Genomic DNA, 15,234 nt, shown 5'->3' on the forward strand with positions numbered 1-15,234 from the left:
TATCTTTTTTAAAACATGAACGACACCATCATTCTTATCATTTCTATTTTTGTTTCAGCCGCAATTGGCGCTTTTATAGGTCTAAAATTCGCACAATTAAAAGGCAAAAGTGATAGAAGTACATTAGAAGAACGTAATACTAATTTGCAAAAACAATTTGAAGATTTCAAACAATTCTCAGAATCTGAAAATCTAAAGCAAGACCAATATTTCAACCAAACGCTTAATGAATTAAAAGAATCGATTTCTAAAATTGAAACAGAACGCGAAAACATAAGGAAAGAAAAAGATTTTTTAAATACAGAATTATCGAGACGTAATACCGAATTCGAAAATCTACAAGAACAAAACCTTAAACGAGATGCCGAATTAGAACAACAACAAATTCAACTTCGAAAAGATTTTGAATTAATGGCTTCAAAAATCCTTGAAGAAAAATCAGAAAAATTTACGCTTCAGAATAAAGAAAACATAAAAAACATTTTAAACCCACTTGAAGAAAAAATAAAAACCTTTGAGAAAAAAGTAGATGATACACAAAAGGAAAGTATAAGTATGCATTCTGCTTTAAAGGAGCAATTATTAGGCTTAAAAGATCTTAATCAGCAGATGACAAAAGAAGCGACCAACCTTACAAGAGCCCTAAAAGGTGATAGTAAAATGCAAGGTAATTGGGGCGAATTAGTTCTGGAACGTGTTTTAGAAAAATCGGGCTTAGAAAAAGATAGAGAGTATTTCGTGCAGCAAAGTTTTACTCTAGAAAATGGTTCTCGAGTTTTACCAGATGTCGTTTTAAACTTACCTGGTAATAAAAAAATGATTATAGATTCTAAGGTATCTTTAACTGATTACGAACGTTTGGTTAATGCAGATGATGATAATGATAAATCAACTTTTCTTAAAGCACATGTCAATTCAATTAAGAGACATGTTGACCAACTTTCTGATAAAAACTATCAAGATTTATACGATATAGAATCGCCAGATTTTGTACTTCTATTTATACCCATAGAACCCGCTTTTGCCATAGTTGTTAATGAGGATAACACCATTTACAATAAAGCATTTGAAAAAAATATTGTTATTGTTACACCTTCTACCCTTTTAGCTACGCTACGTACTATTGATAGTATGTGGAATAATGAAAAACAACAACAAAACGCTATTGAAATTGCAAGACAAGCTGGTGCTCTTTATGATAAATTTGAAGGTTTAGTAAAAGATTTAACAGGTGTTGGAAAAAAGATTGATGCTGCAAAATCAGACTATTCATCTGCAATGAACAAGTTAGTTGACGGTAGAGGCAATTTAATCACTAGCGTTGAAAAACTCAAAAAAATGGGTGCCAAAGCGAAAAAGGCGCTTCCAGAAGCCATTTTAAAACGAGCCGAAGAAGAAGATAATTAGTAGAATAGGATTTAAAACTTTAGTTTTAAAATAAATAAAAGCGAAAGCTTAGTACTATAGAAAAATATAATATCATGAAATTTTTAATCAAATCAATTATTGTCCTTTTAATATTAGCGGCTGGCATATTCTGTTTCATGTATTTTGTACATTACAGTGAAGGTGTAAGAGCAGGGAAATTGGTTAAATTCAGTAACAAAGGTGTTATATTTAAAACTTGGGAAGGCGAAATAAGCCAAGGTGTTTCCGATGCGCAAACATTTACCTTCTCTGTTGAAGATGGCGAAGAAAAGGCGATTGAAGACCTTAATAGATTACAGGGTAAATTTGTAAAGCTTTATTATTTTGAGCGTTACAAGACGATGTTTTGGCTAGGTGATACTAAGTATTTTATTACTAAAGTTGAAGAAGAAAACGAATAACGTTCCTCTACTTCATTAAGTGGTTTAAAATTCTCAATGGTAATTTTTATAATTCCGATAGCAATAATTATTAAAATCACTTTATAATTTAGAATATATTAGAACTTACTAAAAATAGAAGAGAGATTAAGTTTACGAAAAATAAATAACTAATTTAGGCAATCATAGGCTCATCAGGCCAATACTAAAGTAAGACTCATGTATAAATACGCAAAGGACTCTCAGGTTACGATCACTCAGCTAATGTTACCATCACATTCTAATTTTAGTGGTAAAATACATGGTGGTCATATTTTAAATCTAATGGATCAAATTGCTTTTGCATGTGCCTCAAAACACTCAAGAAATTACTGCGTTACGGCATCTGTAAATAAGGTTGACTTTTTAAATCCTATTGAAGTAGGCGAATTAGTCACCTTAAAAGCCTCTGTTAATTATACGGGAAATACATCAATGGTCATTGGGCTGCGTGTTGAATCTGAGAACGTACAAACAGGTATCGTTAAGCATTGCAATTCTTCATATTTTACAATGGTTGCTAAAGGCGAAGACGGAAAAAATGCTAAAGTTCCTGGTTTAATTTTAGACTCAAAACAAGGTGTAAGGCGTTTTGCAAGAAGTATTGCTAGACAAGAACAATCAAGAAATAGATCATCTCGTTTTAATTCTTCAGATTTTAAATTAGAAGATCATATTGAATTAATTAAAAGTCAAAATGCTATGATTGAATTATTTGAATCTTAGTTTTTTACGCTTTTTAATCTTAAAAAAAATCAAAAAAAAAGTTGTTCCACCTAAATTTAACTAGGATTGAAACAACTTTTCTATTTTAAATTATTTTTATTGCTTTACAAACCGTTTTGTTTGGGTTTGTTTATCTCCAGTGATTTTAACCAAATACATTCCTGTTTTCCAGTTAGTAACATCAATTGAAGATTCTAATCGCGTAATTGTACTTTTATGAATTCGCTTACCTAAAACATCATATACTTCTAACAGTAAGTTTTCAGAATATTTTGGCAATTTAATATTTAACCTATTTTTTGATGGATTAGGCGAAATTTTAAAACTACCGTCTTGAAAATGATAATTTTTATTCACAGTAGATTCCATAGCAAAATCATTTTGGAACACATGCGCATCAGCACATACACTAGCAAACATAACTACAGCAATACAACTAAGTAATATTTTTTTCATCTAATCGGAATAATCTCTTGTACTAAGTTAGTAAATATTAATTGATATACTTAGTATACACGCGAAAATTGTGCCAACTACTTACTTAAATACATTTTTCTTCTTGAATAAAGATCGTAAAATTGATCATCCTTTAAACTATCAATAAATAAAATACTTTCTCCTGTACTTTTCATCTCTGGTCCTAATTTCTTATTCACATTAGGGAATTTATTGAATGAGAAAACGGGTTGTTTAATCGCGTAACCATCTAATTGAGGATTAAAATCAAAATCAGTAACTTTTTTCTCTCTTAACATTACTTTAGTCGCATAATTAACATATGGTTCTTTGTAGGCTTTAGCAATAAAAGGTACGGTTCTCGATGCTCTTGGGTTAGCTTCAATGATATAAACAACTTCATCTTTAATGGCAAACTGAATATTAATTAATCCAATTGTATTCAATGCCCTTGCAATAGTATGCGTATGATCTTTTATTTGTTGCATCACTAATTCACCTAAATTAAAAGGTGGTAGCGTTGCATTACTATCACCAGAGTGAATACCACAAGGCTCAATATGCTCCATGATACCAATGATATAGACATTACCTTCTGCATCACATATAGCATCAGCTTCTGCCTCAATAGCACCATCTAAATAGTGGTCTAATAGTAATTTGTTACCAGGAATAGATTTTAATAAATCAATAACATGAGATTCTAGTTCTTGTTTGTTAATCACAATTTTCATTCCTTGTCCACCCAATACATAAGATGGTCTCACTAAAATAGGAAAGTCTAAAACATCTGCTATCGCTAAAGCTTCATCTGCAGATTCTGCAACATCAAACTCTGGATAAGGAATATTATGTTCTTTTAATATGTTTGAAAAACTACCTCTATCTTCAGCTAAATCTAAAGCCTTAAAGCTAGTTCCCATAATTTTAACACCCCATTTTTCTAACTTCTCAGCAAGTTTTAAAGCGGTTTGTCCACCTAATTGAACAATAACACCCTCTGGTTTTTCATGTTGAATAATATCATAGATATGTTCCCAGAATACAGGTTCAAAATATAATTTATCTGCAATATCAAAATCTGTAGAAACCGTTTCAGGATTACAGTTAATCATAATGGTTTCATAACCACATTCTGCAGCAGCTAAAACACCATGTACACAACAGTAATCAAATTCTATACCTTGTCCAATTCTGTTTGGACCAGAGCCTAAAACAATGATTTTCTTTTTATCTGAAACTATACTTTCGTTATGCACGTAAACTTCGCCAGATGGTGTTTCAACCTCACTTTCGAAAGTTGAGTAATAATACGGAGTTTGAGCCTTAAATTCGCCAGCACACGTATCTACTAATTTAAAAACACGATTAATATTCAGTTCCATTCGTTTATTACGAACCTCACTTTCTAAACAACCTAGCATATGTGCTATTTGTCTATCTCCATAACCTTTTTGCTTCGCTTCTAATAACAACTCACGGTCTAATGAATCTATGGTATTTGTAGAAATCTCTTTTTGAAGTTGAAATAATTCTTCATATTGCCTTAAGAACCACATGTCAATTTTTGTGATTTCGAAAATACGGCTCAATGGAATACCTATTTCTATAGCATCATAAATAGCAAAAACACGATCCCAACTCGCATATTTCAATTTATTTATAATAGTATCATAATCTTTATAACCTTTTCCGTCTGCACCTAATCCATTTCTTTTAATTTCTAAAGATTGTGTTGCTTTGTGAAGGGCTTCTTGAAACGAACGACCAATAGCCATTACCTCTCCAACAGCTTTCATTTGTAAACCTAATGTTCTGTCTGAACCTTCAAATTTATCAAAATTCCAACGTGGTATTTTAACAATTACGTAGTCTAATGTCGGTTCAAATAAAGCCGATGTTGATTTTGTAATTTGATTATTTAACTCGTCCAAAGTATAACCTAACGCCAATTTTGCTGCAACTTTTGCAATTGGATAACCTGTAGCTTTACTTGCCAATGCAGACGAACGTGATACACGTGGATTAATTTCAATTGCAATAATTTCTTCCTCCTCATCTGGACTAACCGCAAACTGAACATTACAACCACCTGCAAAGTCTCCAATACTACGCATCATATGGATAGCCATATCTCGCATTTTTTGTTGCGTTTTATCAGACAATGTCATTGCTGGTGCCACAGTAATTGAATCACCTGTATGGATTCCCATAGGATCCATATTTTCAATAGTACATATAATCACAACATTGTCATTACTATCACGTAGTAACTCAAGCTCATACTCTTTCCAGCCCAAAAGAGCTTTATCTATCATTACTTCATGAATAGGGGAAATTTCTAGACCTCTTGTTAAGTTTTCGTCAAATTCTTTTTCATCATAAACAATAGAAGCTCCTGCTCCACCTAGCGTAAATGATGCTCTAATACAAAGTGGAAAACCAAACTCTTGTGCTATTTCTTTTCCTTTTAAAAAAGAGGTTGCTGTTGCCTGAGGTGCCATGCCAACACCAATTTTTAACATTAATTCTCTAAACTTTTCTCTATCTTCAGTAATATTTATAGCATCAATATCTACACCAATAATTTCCACACCAAAATCTTCCCAAATTCCTTTTTCATCTGCTTCAATACATAAATTTAAAGCAGTTTGACCACCCATTGTAGGTAATACAGCATCGATTTGAGGATGATCTTTTAAAATTTGAATTAAGGACTTAGTCGTCAATGGCAACAAATAAACATGATCTGCCATTGTAGGATCTGTCATGATTGTTGCAGGATTAGAATTAATTAAAATGGTTTCAATTCCATCTTCTCTCAAAGATCTTAATGCCTGAGAACCAGAGTAATCAAACTCACAGGCTTGACCTATTACTATAGGTCCTGATCCGATTAATAAAATTGATTTTAAGCTATTATTTTTTGGCATGAGAATAGGTATTATATTTTATACGATTTCTTTTTAATTATTTAGCTGTGCAAAAATAGTTAACAAATAGATACAAAAAAAGGCGTTACACCTAAGTAACGCCTTTAATATATTAACAATTGTTAATCATTATTTTTTATGTCTTGATTCAGTTGAAACAGACAATTTTTTTCTTCCTTTAGCTCTTCTACGTGCTAAAACTTTTCTTCCGTTAACAGAAGCCATTCTTTCTCTGAAACCATGTTTGTTTCTTCTCTTTCTTTTTGACGGTTGAAATGTTCTTTTCGGCATGACTTATATATTTAAAAACTAATTTTTCTTTAATTGATTGAGGGCTACCTCAAAACTGCGTGCAAATATACAACAAGTTTTTACTTTAGCAAGTGTGAAAATAAAAATTTTTATATAGATTTTTATTACCTTTGCGCTCCGCAAAAATACTCAGAAATATGTTTAATAAAAATATAAAGTTAGTTATTGCCGCTTTAATCATTGGCTTTGGCATCTATCAATTCACTGAAGGTTACATTGGTAATGGTATAATGTATATATTACTTTCTACCATTTTTATATTCTTATACTTTAAAAACGAATTAATTTTATTAGCTTTTTTAAAGTTAAGAAAGCAAGATTTTCCTGGAGCAAAGAAATGGTTAGACAAAATAAAAAATCCTGAAGGCGCTTTAGTAAAGAAGCAACAAGGGTATTTAAACTACCTAAATGGCATCATGGTTTCTCAAACTAATATGAATGAGGCTGAAGGCTATTTTAAAAAAGCAATTAACTTAGGTTTATCTATGGATCATGATTTAGCTATGGCGAAACTTAATTTAGCCGGAATCGCTTTTTCTAAACGTAGAAAACCTGAAGCGATGAAATTATTAGCTGAAGCTGAAAAATTAGATAAAAGAGATATGTTAGCTGATCAAATAAAAATGATGAAGCAACAAATGAAAAAGACTGTAATTCCAAAACAACAATATGGTCAACCAACTTCTGCAAGACAAAATCGTAGAAGTAGACGTTAATATTCTTATTAGTTTATTAAAATAAAAAAGGCTTAAACATTTATTTGTTTAAGCCTTTTTTAATGACACTTATTGTAATAGCAGATTATACATTTATAGAACTTATAATAATGGAGCCATTAATCTAGCTGTGGCTTCAATAAGTTTTGTTCGTTTAGAGCGTTCTACCCAAGTTTCTAGTTCTAGTTTTTCACAATCCTTTAAATCGTCTGTAAAAAAATCAGTAAGTTGTTTTCCTAATGATTTATTATAAATTAAGGCATTGACTTCAAAATTAATATTGAAACTTCTGTAATCCATGTTTGTGGTACCAACTGTGCTAAACACACCATCTACAACCATAGTTTTAGCATGTATAAAACCTTTGGTATATTGATAAACCTCTACTCCTGCTTCAAGTAGTAACTGTAAATATGAATTTGTAGCATATTCTGCAATCCAAGAATCTGAAGTTTTAGGTACAATAATCTTTACCGTAATATTACTTCGTGCTGCTACTTGAAGCGCTGTTACTATTTCTCCATTTGGTATAAAATAAGGTGTTGTTATATAGATGTGATCTTCCGCTGTAGTGATAGCCACAAAAATGGCTTCCATAATGTTAGACCAATCAGTATCTGGTCCGCTTGCCGCAATTTGCAAAGGCACATTTTCTTTACAGCCATGCTCTGGAAAATAAGCACTAGATATTTCGGTTGATCCTTTACTAACAAAATCCCAAGCAGTAAAAAATAATATCTGCAACTGTTTTACAGCTTCACCAACAACACGAATATGTGTATCCCTCCAATAACGATTATTGTTAGCATTCACATAATTATCTGAAATATTAACACCACCAACATAGCCTATTTTACCATCAATAACAATGATTTTTCTATGGTCGCGATAATTCATGTGCCCTGTAAATTTTGTAAACAATACTGGCATGAAAGAATACATTTCTACATTGCAGTCTTTTAACTTACGCTTCATAGAAGAAGTAATAGAACTCCCAACGTCATCAATTACAATTCTAATCTCTAAACCTTCTTTGGCTTTTTTACACAACAGATTTAGTACTTCTGTTCCTATTTTATCATCTTTAATTACAAAATATTCAAGATGAATGTGATGCTTTGCTTCTTTAATGTCAGTAAAAAGGATTTTGAATTTATCATCTCCATTTTTTATAAGCTTAACTTCGTTATTAATCGTTAGCTTAGATTTTTCATTATTATATAATAGCGGAATTAACTTTGACTTTTGATCTAATAAATCATCAACTTCATTGATCTGTTTAGTATCTAACTCTAACTGTTGTTGAATCTTTTTAATCGTTGACTGATTTAAAACCCGTTTTCTATCAAAAATTTTAGTTTTACGGTATTCTTGCCCAAAGAGGTAATACATTATTAAACCCAAAAACGGAAAAGCCAACAAGCCAATAATATAGCTTAATGACTTTGTTGGGTTTATTTTTTTTAATAGAATAGTCACTACTGCTGATAAAGCAATAGTATAATTTAATGCAATTAAAATTTGCCAGATATGGTTTCTAACAAACTCCAAAAATTAAGGTTTAGCAGAATAATAACCTTCCTTAGGTATTTCTATTAAATAAGGTTTACGCGACTTATTATTTAAATGAGCTTCTCTTAACCAAGGATTATGAAGTTTTAAAATTTTATAGTTGATACCAAAACGTTTTGCAAATTTCGCAAAATCAGTCACTGCTGTATCTACTTCTACTTTGTACGTTGGCACTTCTTTATATAAATGTGATTTATTAAAGTTGAATCCATATTTATCTGGATGAGAAAGAATTTCTTTCAACGCAACAATTCTAAAAACATAACGACCTGTTTCTTCTCCTAAAAGCAAATCATAATAACCAGTAACGTCTTGTGCTTTCAATCGTTTAGATACACCGTAATTTCCTGCATTGTATGCAGCAGCAGCTTTAGTCCATGATCCTAATTTTTGCTTGGCTTTCTTTAAATAATCGCAAGCCACCTCTGTTGCTTTTTCAAGGTTATATCGTTCGTCAACATTATCATTAACCTCTAAACCATTCTCTCTTCCTGTTGCTTTCATAATTTGCCAAACACCACTTGCACCAGCAGGAGACTTTGCCGTTTGAATTAATCCACTCTCAATAACAGCCAAATATTTAAAATCGTCTGGTACACCATTTTTTTCAAGAATTGGCTCTATAATTGGGAAGTATTTCTGAGCACGTTTAAACATTAAAAGTCCATTAGATTGCCAATACGTGTTGACTAACAATTCACGATCCATGCGTTCGTAAATATCAGGATCTTCTACAGGTACAGGTTCACCAGCAAAATTTAAATTTTCTGGCATTTCTAAGGCGTATACGTTATAATTATTTATAATAGGATCTTCTTTTCCCAATTGATAATCTGAAGGTGCTTTGTCGTCTGGCGACTTTTGCATCGCGAAAATAAATAAGCCAGATATGCTTATGATTCCTACTAAGGCTAAACTATTTTTTATGAATTTCATAACTTTTCTTTTTTTCTAATTTATAAATGTAATCAATCTATGAGCAAGATTCAAATTCACGGATTGATTAGTTTTGGTAAATTTTCGTTAAACCATTTATACTTATTGATAATCATAATATGCGAACCACCTTCAATAATTATGCAATTTCCAACACATGAATGTGGAAAAACGTTATCCTTACTACCATGAATATAAATTGCATTGGCATGAGCTTCTTCTTGATCCCAACAAACCACTTGTTTAATGGCCCAATCGAGATATGTTTTATCATTAACAGACAAATACTTTTTATATAAATCTACGCGCTTCTTTATGGTTTCACCAAAGGCATATTTAGCTAACAAATCTATATTACTAACTATTTGAGTAGGCAATATATTATAGGCTTTAGTTATTTTAAGTAATTTTAATCGTTTTGGCAACTCGTGATGCGATTTTACACTCGATACAACGAACAGTTTTTTTAAGCTAATATACTTACTCATTTCTTGCACCAAGATACCACCAAAAGATACGCCAAGTAAAACAACATTGTCATGTACTATAAATTTACACATACGAATTGCATATGCCTTAAGCGTCTCATTTTTATCAGGAATTTGCCATTCTAACCAGTGCATCTCAAATTGGTCTTTTGGCAATTGAATATTTTCAAAAATTGATGGATTTGCTGCCATACCAGGCATTAAATACACGTGAGTTATTTTAGAATCCATAGGTCTTAAAACAGTTTAAATGGGACGTCTTAATTCTTTACAATTTAAGGTTTTAACATCAACAACCTAATAAATTGCTTGATTTTTTGTACCTTTGCAACGCAAAACTATATATTTTTATAGTATCTACACGCCAACCGCTGAATTTAATAAATAAAAATTATGACAGAAACTGCTGAATTGATTGACAATGATTTTCTGCGTCAATTTGAATTAAACGTTGAAAACGAAATGGCAATTATCGAATATTCCTTACAAGAACGTAAGATATTCTTAACAAAAATGATAATTCCAGATGCTATAAGAACAGACGAGTTTGAACTCGATTTTATTGATTTAGTATTTTCTAACATTAAAGAAAGAAACATCAGCGTAGTACCAACAAGTCCTGAAATTGCAAAATTTGTAAGAAGAAACCGAAAATATAAGCGAATGTTACCAGTAGGAATTCGCATATAATTTGAAAAAATTAAATAATTCTAAAAAAATCCGAAGCTTTATAAGTTTCGGATTTTTTTTATCAACTACTTAAGTGTTTAAGATTTATACAAAATTAAATCTTACTAATCCATCTTCATCGATTTCTGTTAAATCTACTTTATGCAATGTATTAACAAGCTCAGGATTCCAAGGTGTTTTTACTTTTACATAATTTTCCGTGAATCCGTGGATGTAACCTTCTTTGTTTTCGCCTTCAAACAACACAGTTCTTTCAGAGTTTAATTGGTTTTCATAGAATGCTCTTCGCTTTTTAGCAGATAAACCACGTAGCATTTTACTACGTTTAGCTCTTACGTTTTTATAAACAACACCTTCCATTTCGGCAGCTTCCGTATTATCTCTTTCAGAGTATGTAAATACATGAAGATAAGATATATCTAGTTCACTTAAAAAATTATATGTTTCTAAAAACAACTCATCCGTTTCTCCAGGAAAACCAACAATGACATCTACACCAATGCATGCATGTGGCATTACTTCTTTTATTTTAGAAACACGATCTACATATAATTCTTTCATGTAACGACGTTTCATTTTTTTCAAAATAGCATTACTTCCACTTTGTAATGGTACATGAAAATGAGGAACAAAGGCTCTCGATTTTGAAACCAAATCTATAGTTTCGTTTTTTAATAAATTAGGTTCAATTGAAGAAATTCTTAAGCGCTCAATACCTTTTACTTTATCGAGTTCTGTTACTAAATCTAAAAAGGTGTGTTCGTGTTTTTTATTACCAAATTCGCCTTTTCCATAATCTCCAATATTAACACCTGTTAATACAATCTCCTTAATGCCTTGCTCAGAAATTTCTGCAGCATTTTTTAAAACATTAGTCATGGTATCACTACGAGAAATTCCTCTTGCTAACGGAATAGTGCAATACGTACATTTATAATCACAGCCATCTTGGACTTTTAGAAATGCTCGAGTTCTATCACCAATAGAATAACTGCCAACATAGAAATCTGCATCTTCAATTTCGCAAGAATGTACTTCTCCAAAATCATTTTTAGATAAATCGTTAAGATAATCTGTAATCTTAAATTTTTCAGTTGCGCCTAATACCAAATCTACGCCATTCACATCTGCTAACTCTTCTGGCTTTAGTTGCGCATAGCAACCGATAGCTGCCACAAAAGCTTCAGGATTATTTTTCTGTGCTTGCTTTACAATAGATTTAAAGCGTTTATCGGCATTTTCTGTGACAGAACAAGTATTAATTACATAAATATCTGCTTTGTCTTTAAAGTCTACACGGTTAAATCCTTCTTCTGTAAAACCTCTAGCAATAGTAGAAGTTTCAGAAAAATTAAGCTTACAGCCTAGCGTGTAAAATGCGACTTTTTTTTGTTCCATGTTTTATTATTTCAAACTTGGTGCAGCGTTTTTAATAAATTATATTTACTCGTTGCAAAATTTAAGTGTGCAAATTTACGCAATTGTTAGTGGTCTTGCAATCTATTAGACACCGCTAACGTTAAAATATTAAACCAGAATATATGTCTAAAGCTGAAGACCGAATTAAGGAGGTTATTTCTTTCTACAATAATAATGATACCGTTCTTGGCTATCGTAAATTGATGGATTGTGTTATTGATACGCAAGACTTAAATTTATACAAAGAAGTCATAGAACTGACCGATTGGAAAGAAAAACATCCAGAGCAAGATGATGAGTTTATTAAAAAATCTTTAGCCATTTTAGACCAAGTTTCTAAAATACCAATTACAGCATACAACACTAATAATCCTGTAGTTGTGGGCAAGTCTTTATCTAAAAGCTATGGTGTAAACCGCTTTAAATTAGGACCAATCTCTGTTAATATCAGAAAAGGCCAAGTTTATGGATTAGTGGGAGAAAATGGTAACGGAAAAACCACTTTACTGCGAATATTAGCCAAAGAATTAAAGTTTAATTCCGGAAGTTTAGATTTTAATTTTGATACTTCTTATAATTCAAATTATGATTTACGCACTAACCTAGTGTACATTCCACAGCGCACGCAAAAATGGTATGGTAGCTTAAAAGACAATCTAAAATTTGTTTTATCTAACTACGGAATTTCGCCCGAAGAAAATGAAACTAGAGTTTTAATGATGATTGCTCGTTTTGGGTTATGGAATTACAAACATTTAAAATGGAGCGAACTTTCTTCTGGTTACAAAATGCGCTTTGAACTAGCAAGAACCTTACTAAGACAACCAGAATTACTTTTGTTAGACGAACCTTTAGCTAATTTAGATGTTTTAGCACAGCAAGTGATCTTAGAAGATTTAAAATCTATGTGTAATTCTCTAAATAATCCTATTGCATTGATTCTTAGTTCTCAACAATTATATGAAGTTGAAAAGATTTCAGACAAAGTCATATATCTGAAAGATGGAAAATATAAAGACAACACAACTGATAATTCTGATGAAGATCACCAACTCATTGTTGAAATTGATTGTACAGCAGAACGCGATACTTTGTTGACTGTCTTCACGGATTTAAATATCAGTAAGTTAATTTATAATGGTGGTATTTACGTCGCTTATTTTGAGAACACTACTAATTTTTCATCAGTACTTGAAGCCTTAGGAAAGCATAAAATAGAAGTAACATACACAAGAAATATAACAGCTTCTACAAGACGCTTTTTTGTATCCTAACATTTAGAATTTACACATGAAGAAACTTATATATAATATCAATCAATATTTATTAGAACGATATCCTACCATTTGGAATACACGTTTAGTCTGGATGCTCTTAAGTGCATTATTACTGCACCTGTTATTTTTTGTTTTCGGATTTTTTACGTTAACAAATCCTGAAATACTGCATGATTATAACATAAAAGATATCTTTTTTAAAAATGGCACTGTTTATTTTACAATTATGGTTTCCGTGCTACTATTGGTAGTCTGGCTTATTTATATGTTTAAAAACAATGGATTTAAGAATTTTTATCCTACTTCTAATTTAAAATTATTTGGGCAATTCCTTAGCTATATTGTCATTATATATAGTTGTAGCACCTTCTTTTTATCATACAATTATGGTGTAAAATCTTATATCGCGTTTAAATATCCAGATGTACAAGTTTCAAAAGAAATAGAGATCGCTAACGATATGGCAATGTTCTTTTCAGAAAACGTAAGCGATTATACTATTGATAGACGTAATTATCCAAAGTTATTTTATGATTTGTATTGTGAAACTACAGAAGAATTTATTGACCATAGTTTATCATATGAAGAATTTGCTGGAGAAAAATATCAATTCTACTCTATTAAAACTAAAGAAATCCCTACTAAAGATCAACATAGGTATATCTCTAACGAATATAGCGAAGATACAACCTTACTCTCTCCTGTATATACAAAAGAGCTCGATAGTACCATTATATTGTACTTAAAAGATACTGTGGTTAATATTAAACCATTTATAAAAACCATTAAACCAAGTTTTTATAACGCTTCAACATCATTTTACATTTCTCGTAATGACACTCTATTTAACACTTTAGAGGCTAACCAATATAATAAAATATCGCACTCTGTAAATTTAGATTATAATCGTTACGATAACGAAAAAACATCTATCAGACAATTTTATAGAAACAAACGCAACGCAGAGCTTTTAGACCGAAGTAACAAAAAAGAAATCAATACTTTAATTGATGACTTTTTAAAAATTTCGGACGCCTATAAAATACCTCACAACTTAACAGCTAAAAAATGGACAGACTTAGTTTATCAACCAAATAATTTTGAAGTTAAACATTTTATAAGAACTGGACCAAAAGACAATTTTACATTTGATAGTGAAGGTTATACCTATGAGCGCACCAAGTTTGAACAATTTTATGTAGATAGAGTTACTAATCATTTTTATTCTAACGCATCCTTAAAAAATGTTTTTGATAATATAGAAGATATTAAGGCTTCTACTCCTTTTGCAGATAGCATACACTTTTTCATGTGGTTTGCCTTCTTCTTCACAAGCATTATTTTGATGTTTAGAACTACAGGTATAAAACCCTTGTTATTTGCAGTAATTACTGTTGGAGTCATAGGTTTGGCAGTTGCATTATTAGGTACAACATTATCATATCTAATAGTGCCAAATGATGATATTACATCCTATGTAATTTTATATTTTTTATTGATACTAGCTACATTGATACTTTTAATACCAATCACTTTTTCAGATCGATTCCATAAACTAATCATTGGTATTTGTGTCAATATTTCTATTATTGGTTTTCCGCTGTACTTACTTTTAATAACTGGTATTATTTCAACACATCAAGAAGATGCCTGCAGAGCACGTGAAGATTATTACACATCAGGTTACCAATGTCATACCATTTTCGATTGGCTTGAAGTAAATTGGAGCTTCTTTTATTTTGTAGCAGCAATAGTGTTTTTATTATTTTATGCTAGAATTATTAAAAAATGGAAAGCACTTCCTGAAGGATAATTATGACTCAAAAAACCAGCGTTTATAAGGCCAACTGTTTCAAAGTCAT

The 15,234-nt window shown here is 31.1% G+C and carries 14 protein-coding genes; 7 read left to right on the forward strand and 7 right to left on the reverse strand.

The window, feature by feature from the left end:
* The first annotated feature begins 15 nt into the window (after nt 1-15).
* The 3 genes from rmuC (at nt 16) to ACJBCC_RS07380 (ending at nt 2,573) form a co-directional block, all read left to right on the forward strand.
* Nucleotides 16-1,407 carry a DNA recombination protein RmuC gene (rmuC, locus tag ACJBCC_RS07370; RefSeq protein WP_299100768.1) on the forward strand — a complete coding sequence of 464 codons (1,392 nt, stop codon included), beginning with the start codon at nt 16-18 and terminating at the stop codon, nt 1,405-1,407.
* A 74-nt stretch (nt 1,408-1,481) separates the two neighbouring features.
* Nucleotides 1,482-1,829: a 6-phosphogluconate dehydrogenase gene (locus ACJBCC_RS07375; RefSeq protein WP_407556814.1), complete on the forward strand. Its 348-nt coding sequence runs from the start codon at nt 1,482-1,484 to the stop codon at nt 1,827-1,829.
* 198 nt (nt 1,830-2,027) lie between these two features.
* Nucleotides 2,028-2,573: an acyl-CoA thioesterase gene (locus tag ACJBCC_RS07380; RefSeq protein WP_299100764.1), complete on the forward strand. Its 546-nt coding sequence runs from the start codon at nt 2,028-2,030 to the stop codon at nt 2,571-2,573.
* A gap of 96 nt (nt 2,574-2,669) precedes the next feature.
* Here the strand turns inward: ACJBCC_RS07380 and ACJBCC_RS07385 are convergent, their stop codons facing one another.
* The 3 genes from ACJBCC_RS07385 to rpmH all read right to left on the reverse strand — a co-directional run bounded on the left by ACJBCC_RS07385 (nt 2,670) and on the right by rpmH (nt 6,253).
* On the reverse strand, nt 2,670-3,029 hold the full coding sequence (locus tag ACJBCC_RS07385; protein ID WP_299100762.1) for a T9SS type A sorting domain-containing protein: 360 nt from the start codon (nt 3,027-3,029) through the stop codon (nt 2,670-2,672).
* A gap of 77 nt (nt 3,030-3,106) precedes the next feature.
* Complete coding sequence (gene carB / locus ACJBCC_RS07390) at nt 3,107-5,962, reverse strand: carbamoyl-phosphate synthase large subunit (RefSeq protein ID WP_299100760.1); 2,856 nt, start codon at nt 5,960-5,962, stop codon at nt 3,107-3,109.
* Between the two features lie 129 nt (nt 5,963-6,091).
* Complete coding sequence (gene rpmH, locus ACJBCC_RS07395) at nt 6,092-6,253, reverse strand: 50S ribosomal protein L34 (RefSeq protein WP_115818167.1); 162 nt, start codon at nt 6,251-6,253, stop codon at nt 6,092-6,094.
* Nucleotides 6,254-6,411: 158 nt separating this feature from the next.
* On the opposite strand from rpmH, the gene ACJBCC_RS07400 reads away from it, so the two are divergent.
* Nucleotides 6,412-6,990, forward strand: a complete 579-nt coding sequence (locus ACJBCC_RS07400) for a DUF2892 domain-containing protein (protein WP_299100758.1) — start codon at nt 6,412-6,414, stop codon at nt 6,988-6,990.
* Between the two features lie 102 nt (nt 6,991-7,092).
* Here the strand turns inward: ACJBCC_RS07400 and cls are convergent, their stop codons facing one another.
* Genes cls through ACJBCC_RS07415 form a run of 3 tightly spaced genes read right to left on the reverse strand, consistent with a single transcriptional unit; the run spans nt 7,093 to nt 10,217 of the window.
* Nucleotides 7,093-8,541, reverse strand: a complete 1,449-nt coding sequence (gene cls / locus ACJBCC_RS07405) for a cardiolipin synthase (protein ID WP_299100755.1) — start codon at nt 8,539-8,541, stop codon at nt 7,093-7,095.
* A 3-nt stretch (nt 8,542-8,544) separates the two neighbouring features.
* The gene (locus tag ACJBCC_RS07410) at nt 8,545-9,498 is read right to left on the reverse strand and encodes a lytic transglycosylase domain-containing protein (protein ID WP_299100753.1); all 954 of its coding nucleotides are present in this window, start codon (nt 9,496-9,498) and stop codon (nt 8,545-8,547) included.
* A 56-nt stretch (nt 9,499-9,554) separates the two neighbouring features.
* The gene (locus ACJBCC_RS07415) at nt 9,555-10,217 is read right to left on the reverse strand and encodes an alpha/beta hydrolase (RefSeq protein ID WP_299100751.1); all 663 of its coding nucleotides are present in this window, start codon (nt 10,215-10,217) and stop codon (nt 9,555-9,557) included.
* Nucleotides 10,218-10,379: 162 nt separating this feature from the next.
* Between ACJBCC_RS07415 and ACJBCC_RS07420 the strand changes: the two genes are divergently transcribed.
* Nucleotides 10,380-10,676 carry an N-acetyltransferase gene (locus tag ACJBCC_RS07420; RefSeq protein WP_299100749.1) on the forward strand — a complete coding sequence of 99 codons (297 nt, stop codon included), beginning with the start codon at nt 10,380-10,382 and terminating at the stop codon, nt 10,674-10,676.
* 84 nt (nt 10,677-10,760) lie between these two features.
* On the opposite strand, the gene mtaB is transcribed toward ACJBCC_RS07420, so the two are convergent.
* Nucleotides 10,761-12,074, reverse strand: coding sequence for a tRNA (N(6)-L-threonylcarbamoyladenosine(37)-C(2))-methylthiotransferase MtaB (mtaB, locus tag ACJBCC_RS07425; RefSeq protein ID WP_299100747.1), 1,314 nt, complete (start codon nt 12,072-12,074; stop codon nt 10,761-10,763).
* A 143-nt stretch (nt 12,075-12,217) separates the two neighbouring features.
* On the opposite strand from mtaB, the gene ACJBCC_RS07430 reads away from it, so the two are divergent.
* Together ACJBCC_RS07430 and ACJBCC_RS07435 are read left to right on the forward strand one after the other, a co-directional pair.
* Entirely contained in the window at nt 12,218-13,369 is a 1,152-nt protein-coding gene (locus ACJBCC_RS07430; RefSeq protein WP_299100745.1) for an ATP-binding cassette domain-containing protein, read from the forward strand.
* 16 nt (nt 13,370-13,385) lie between these two features.
* Entirely contained in the window at nt 13,386-15,185 is a 1,800-nt protein-coding gene (locus tag ACJBCC_RS07435) for a hypothetical protein (RefSeq protein WP_407556815.1), read from the forward strand.
* Nucleotides 15,186-15,234 lie beyond the last annotated feature (49 nt).

The sequence above is a fragment of the Winogradskyella sp. 4-2091 genome, from assembly GCF_045765065.1.
Classification (GTDB): domain Bacteria; phylum Bacteroidota; class Bacteroidia; order Flavobacteriales; family Flavobacteriaceae; genus Winogradskyella.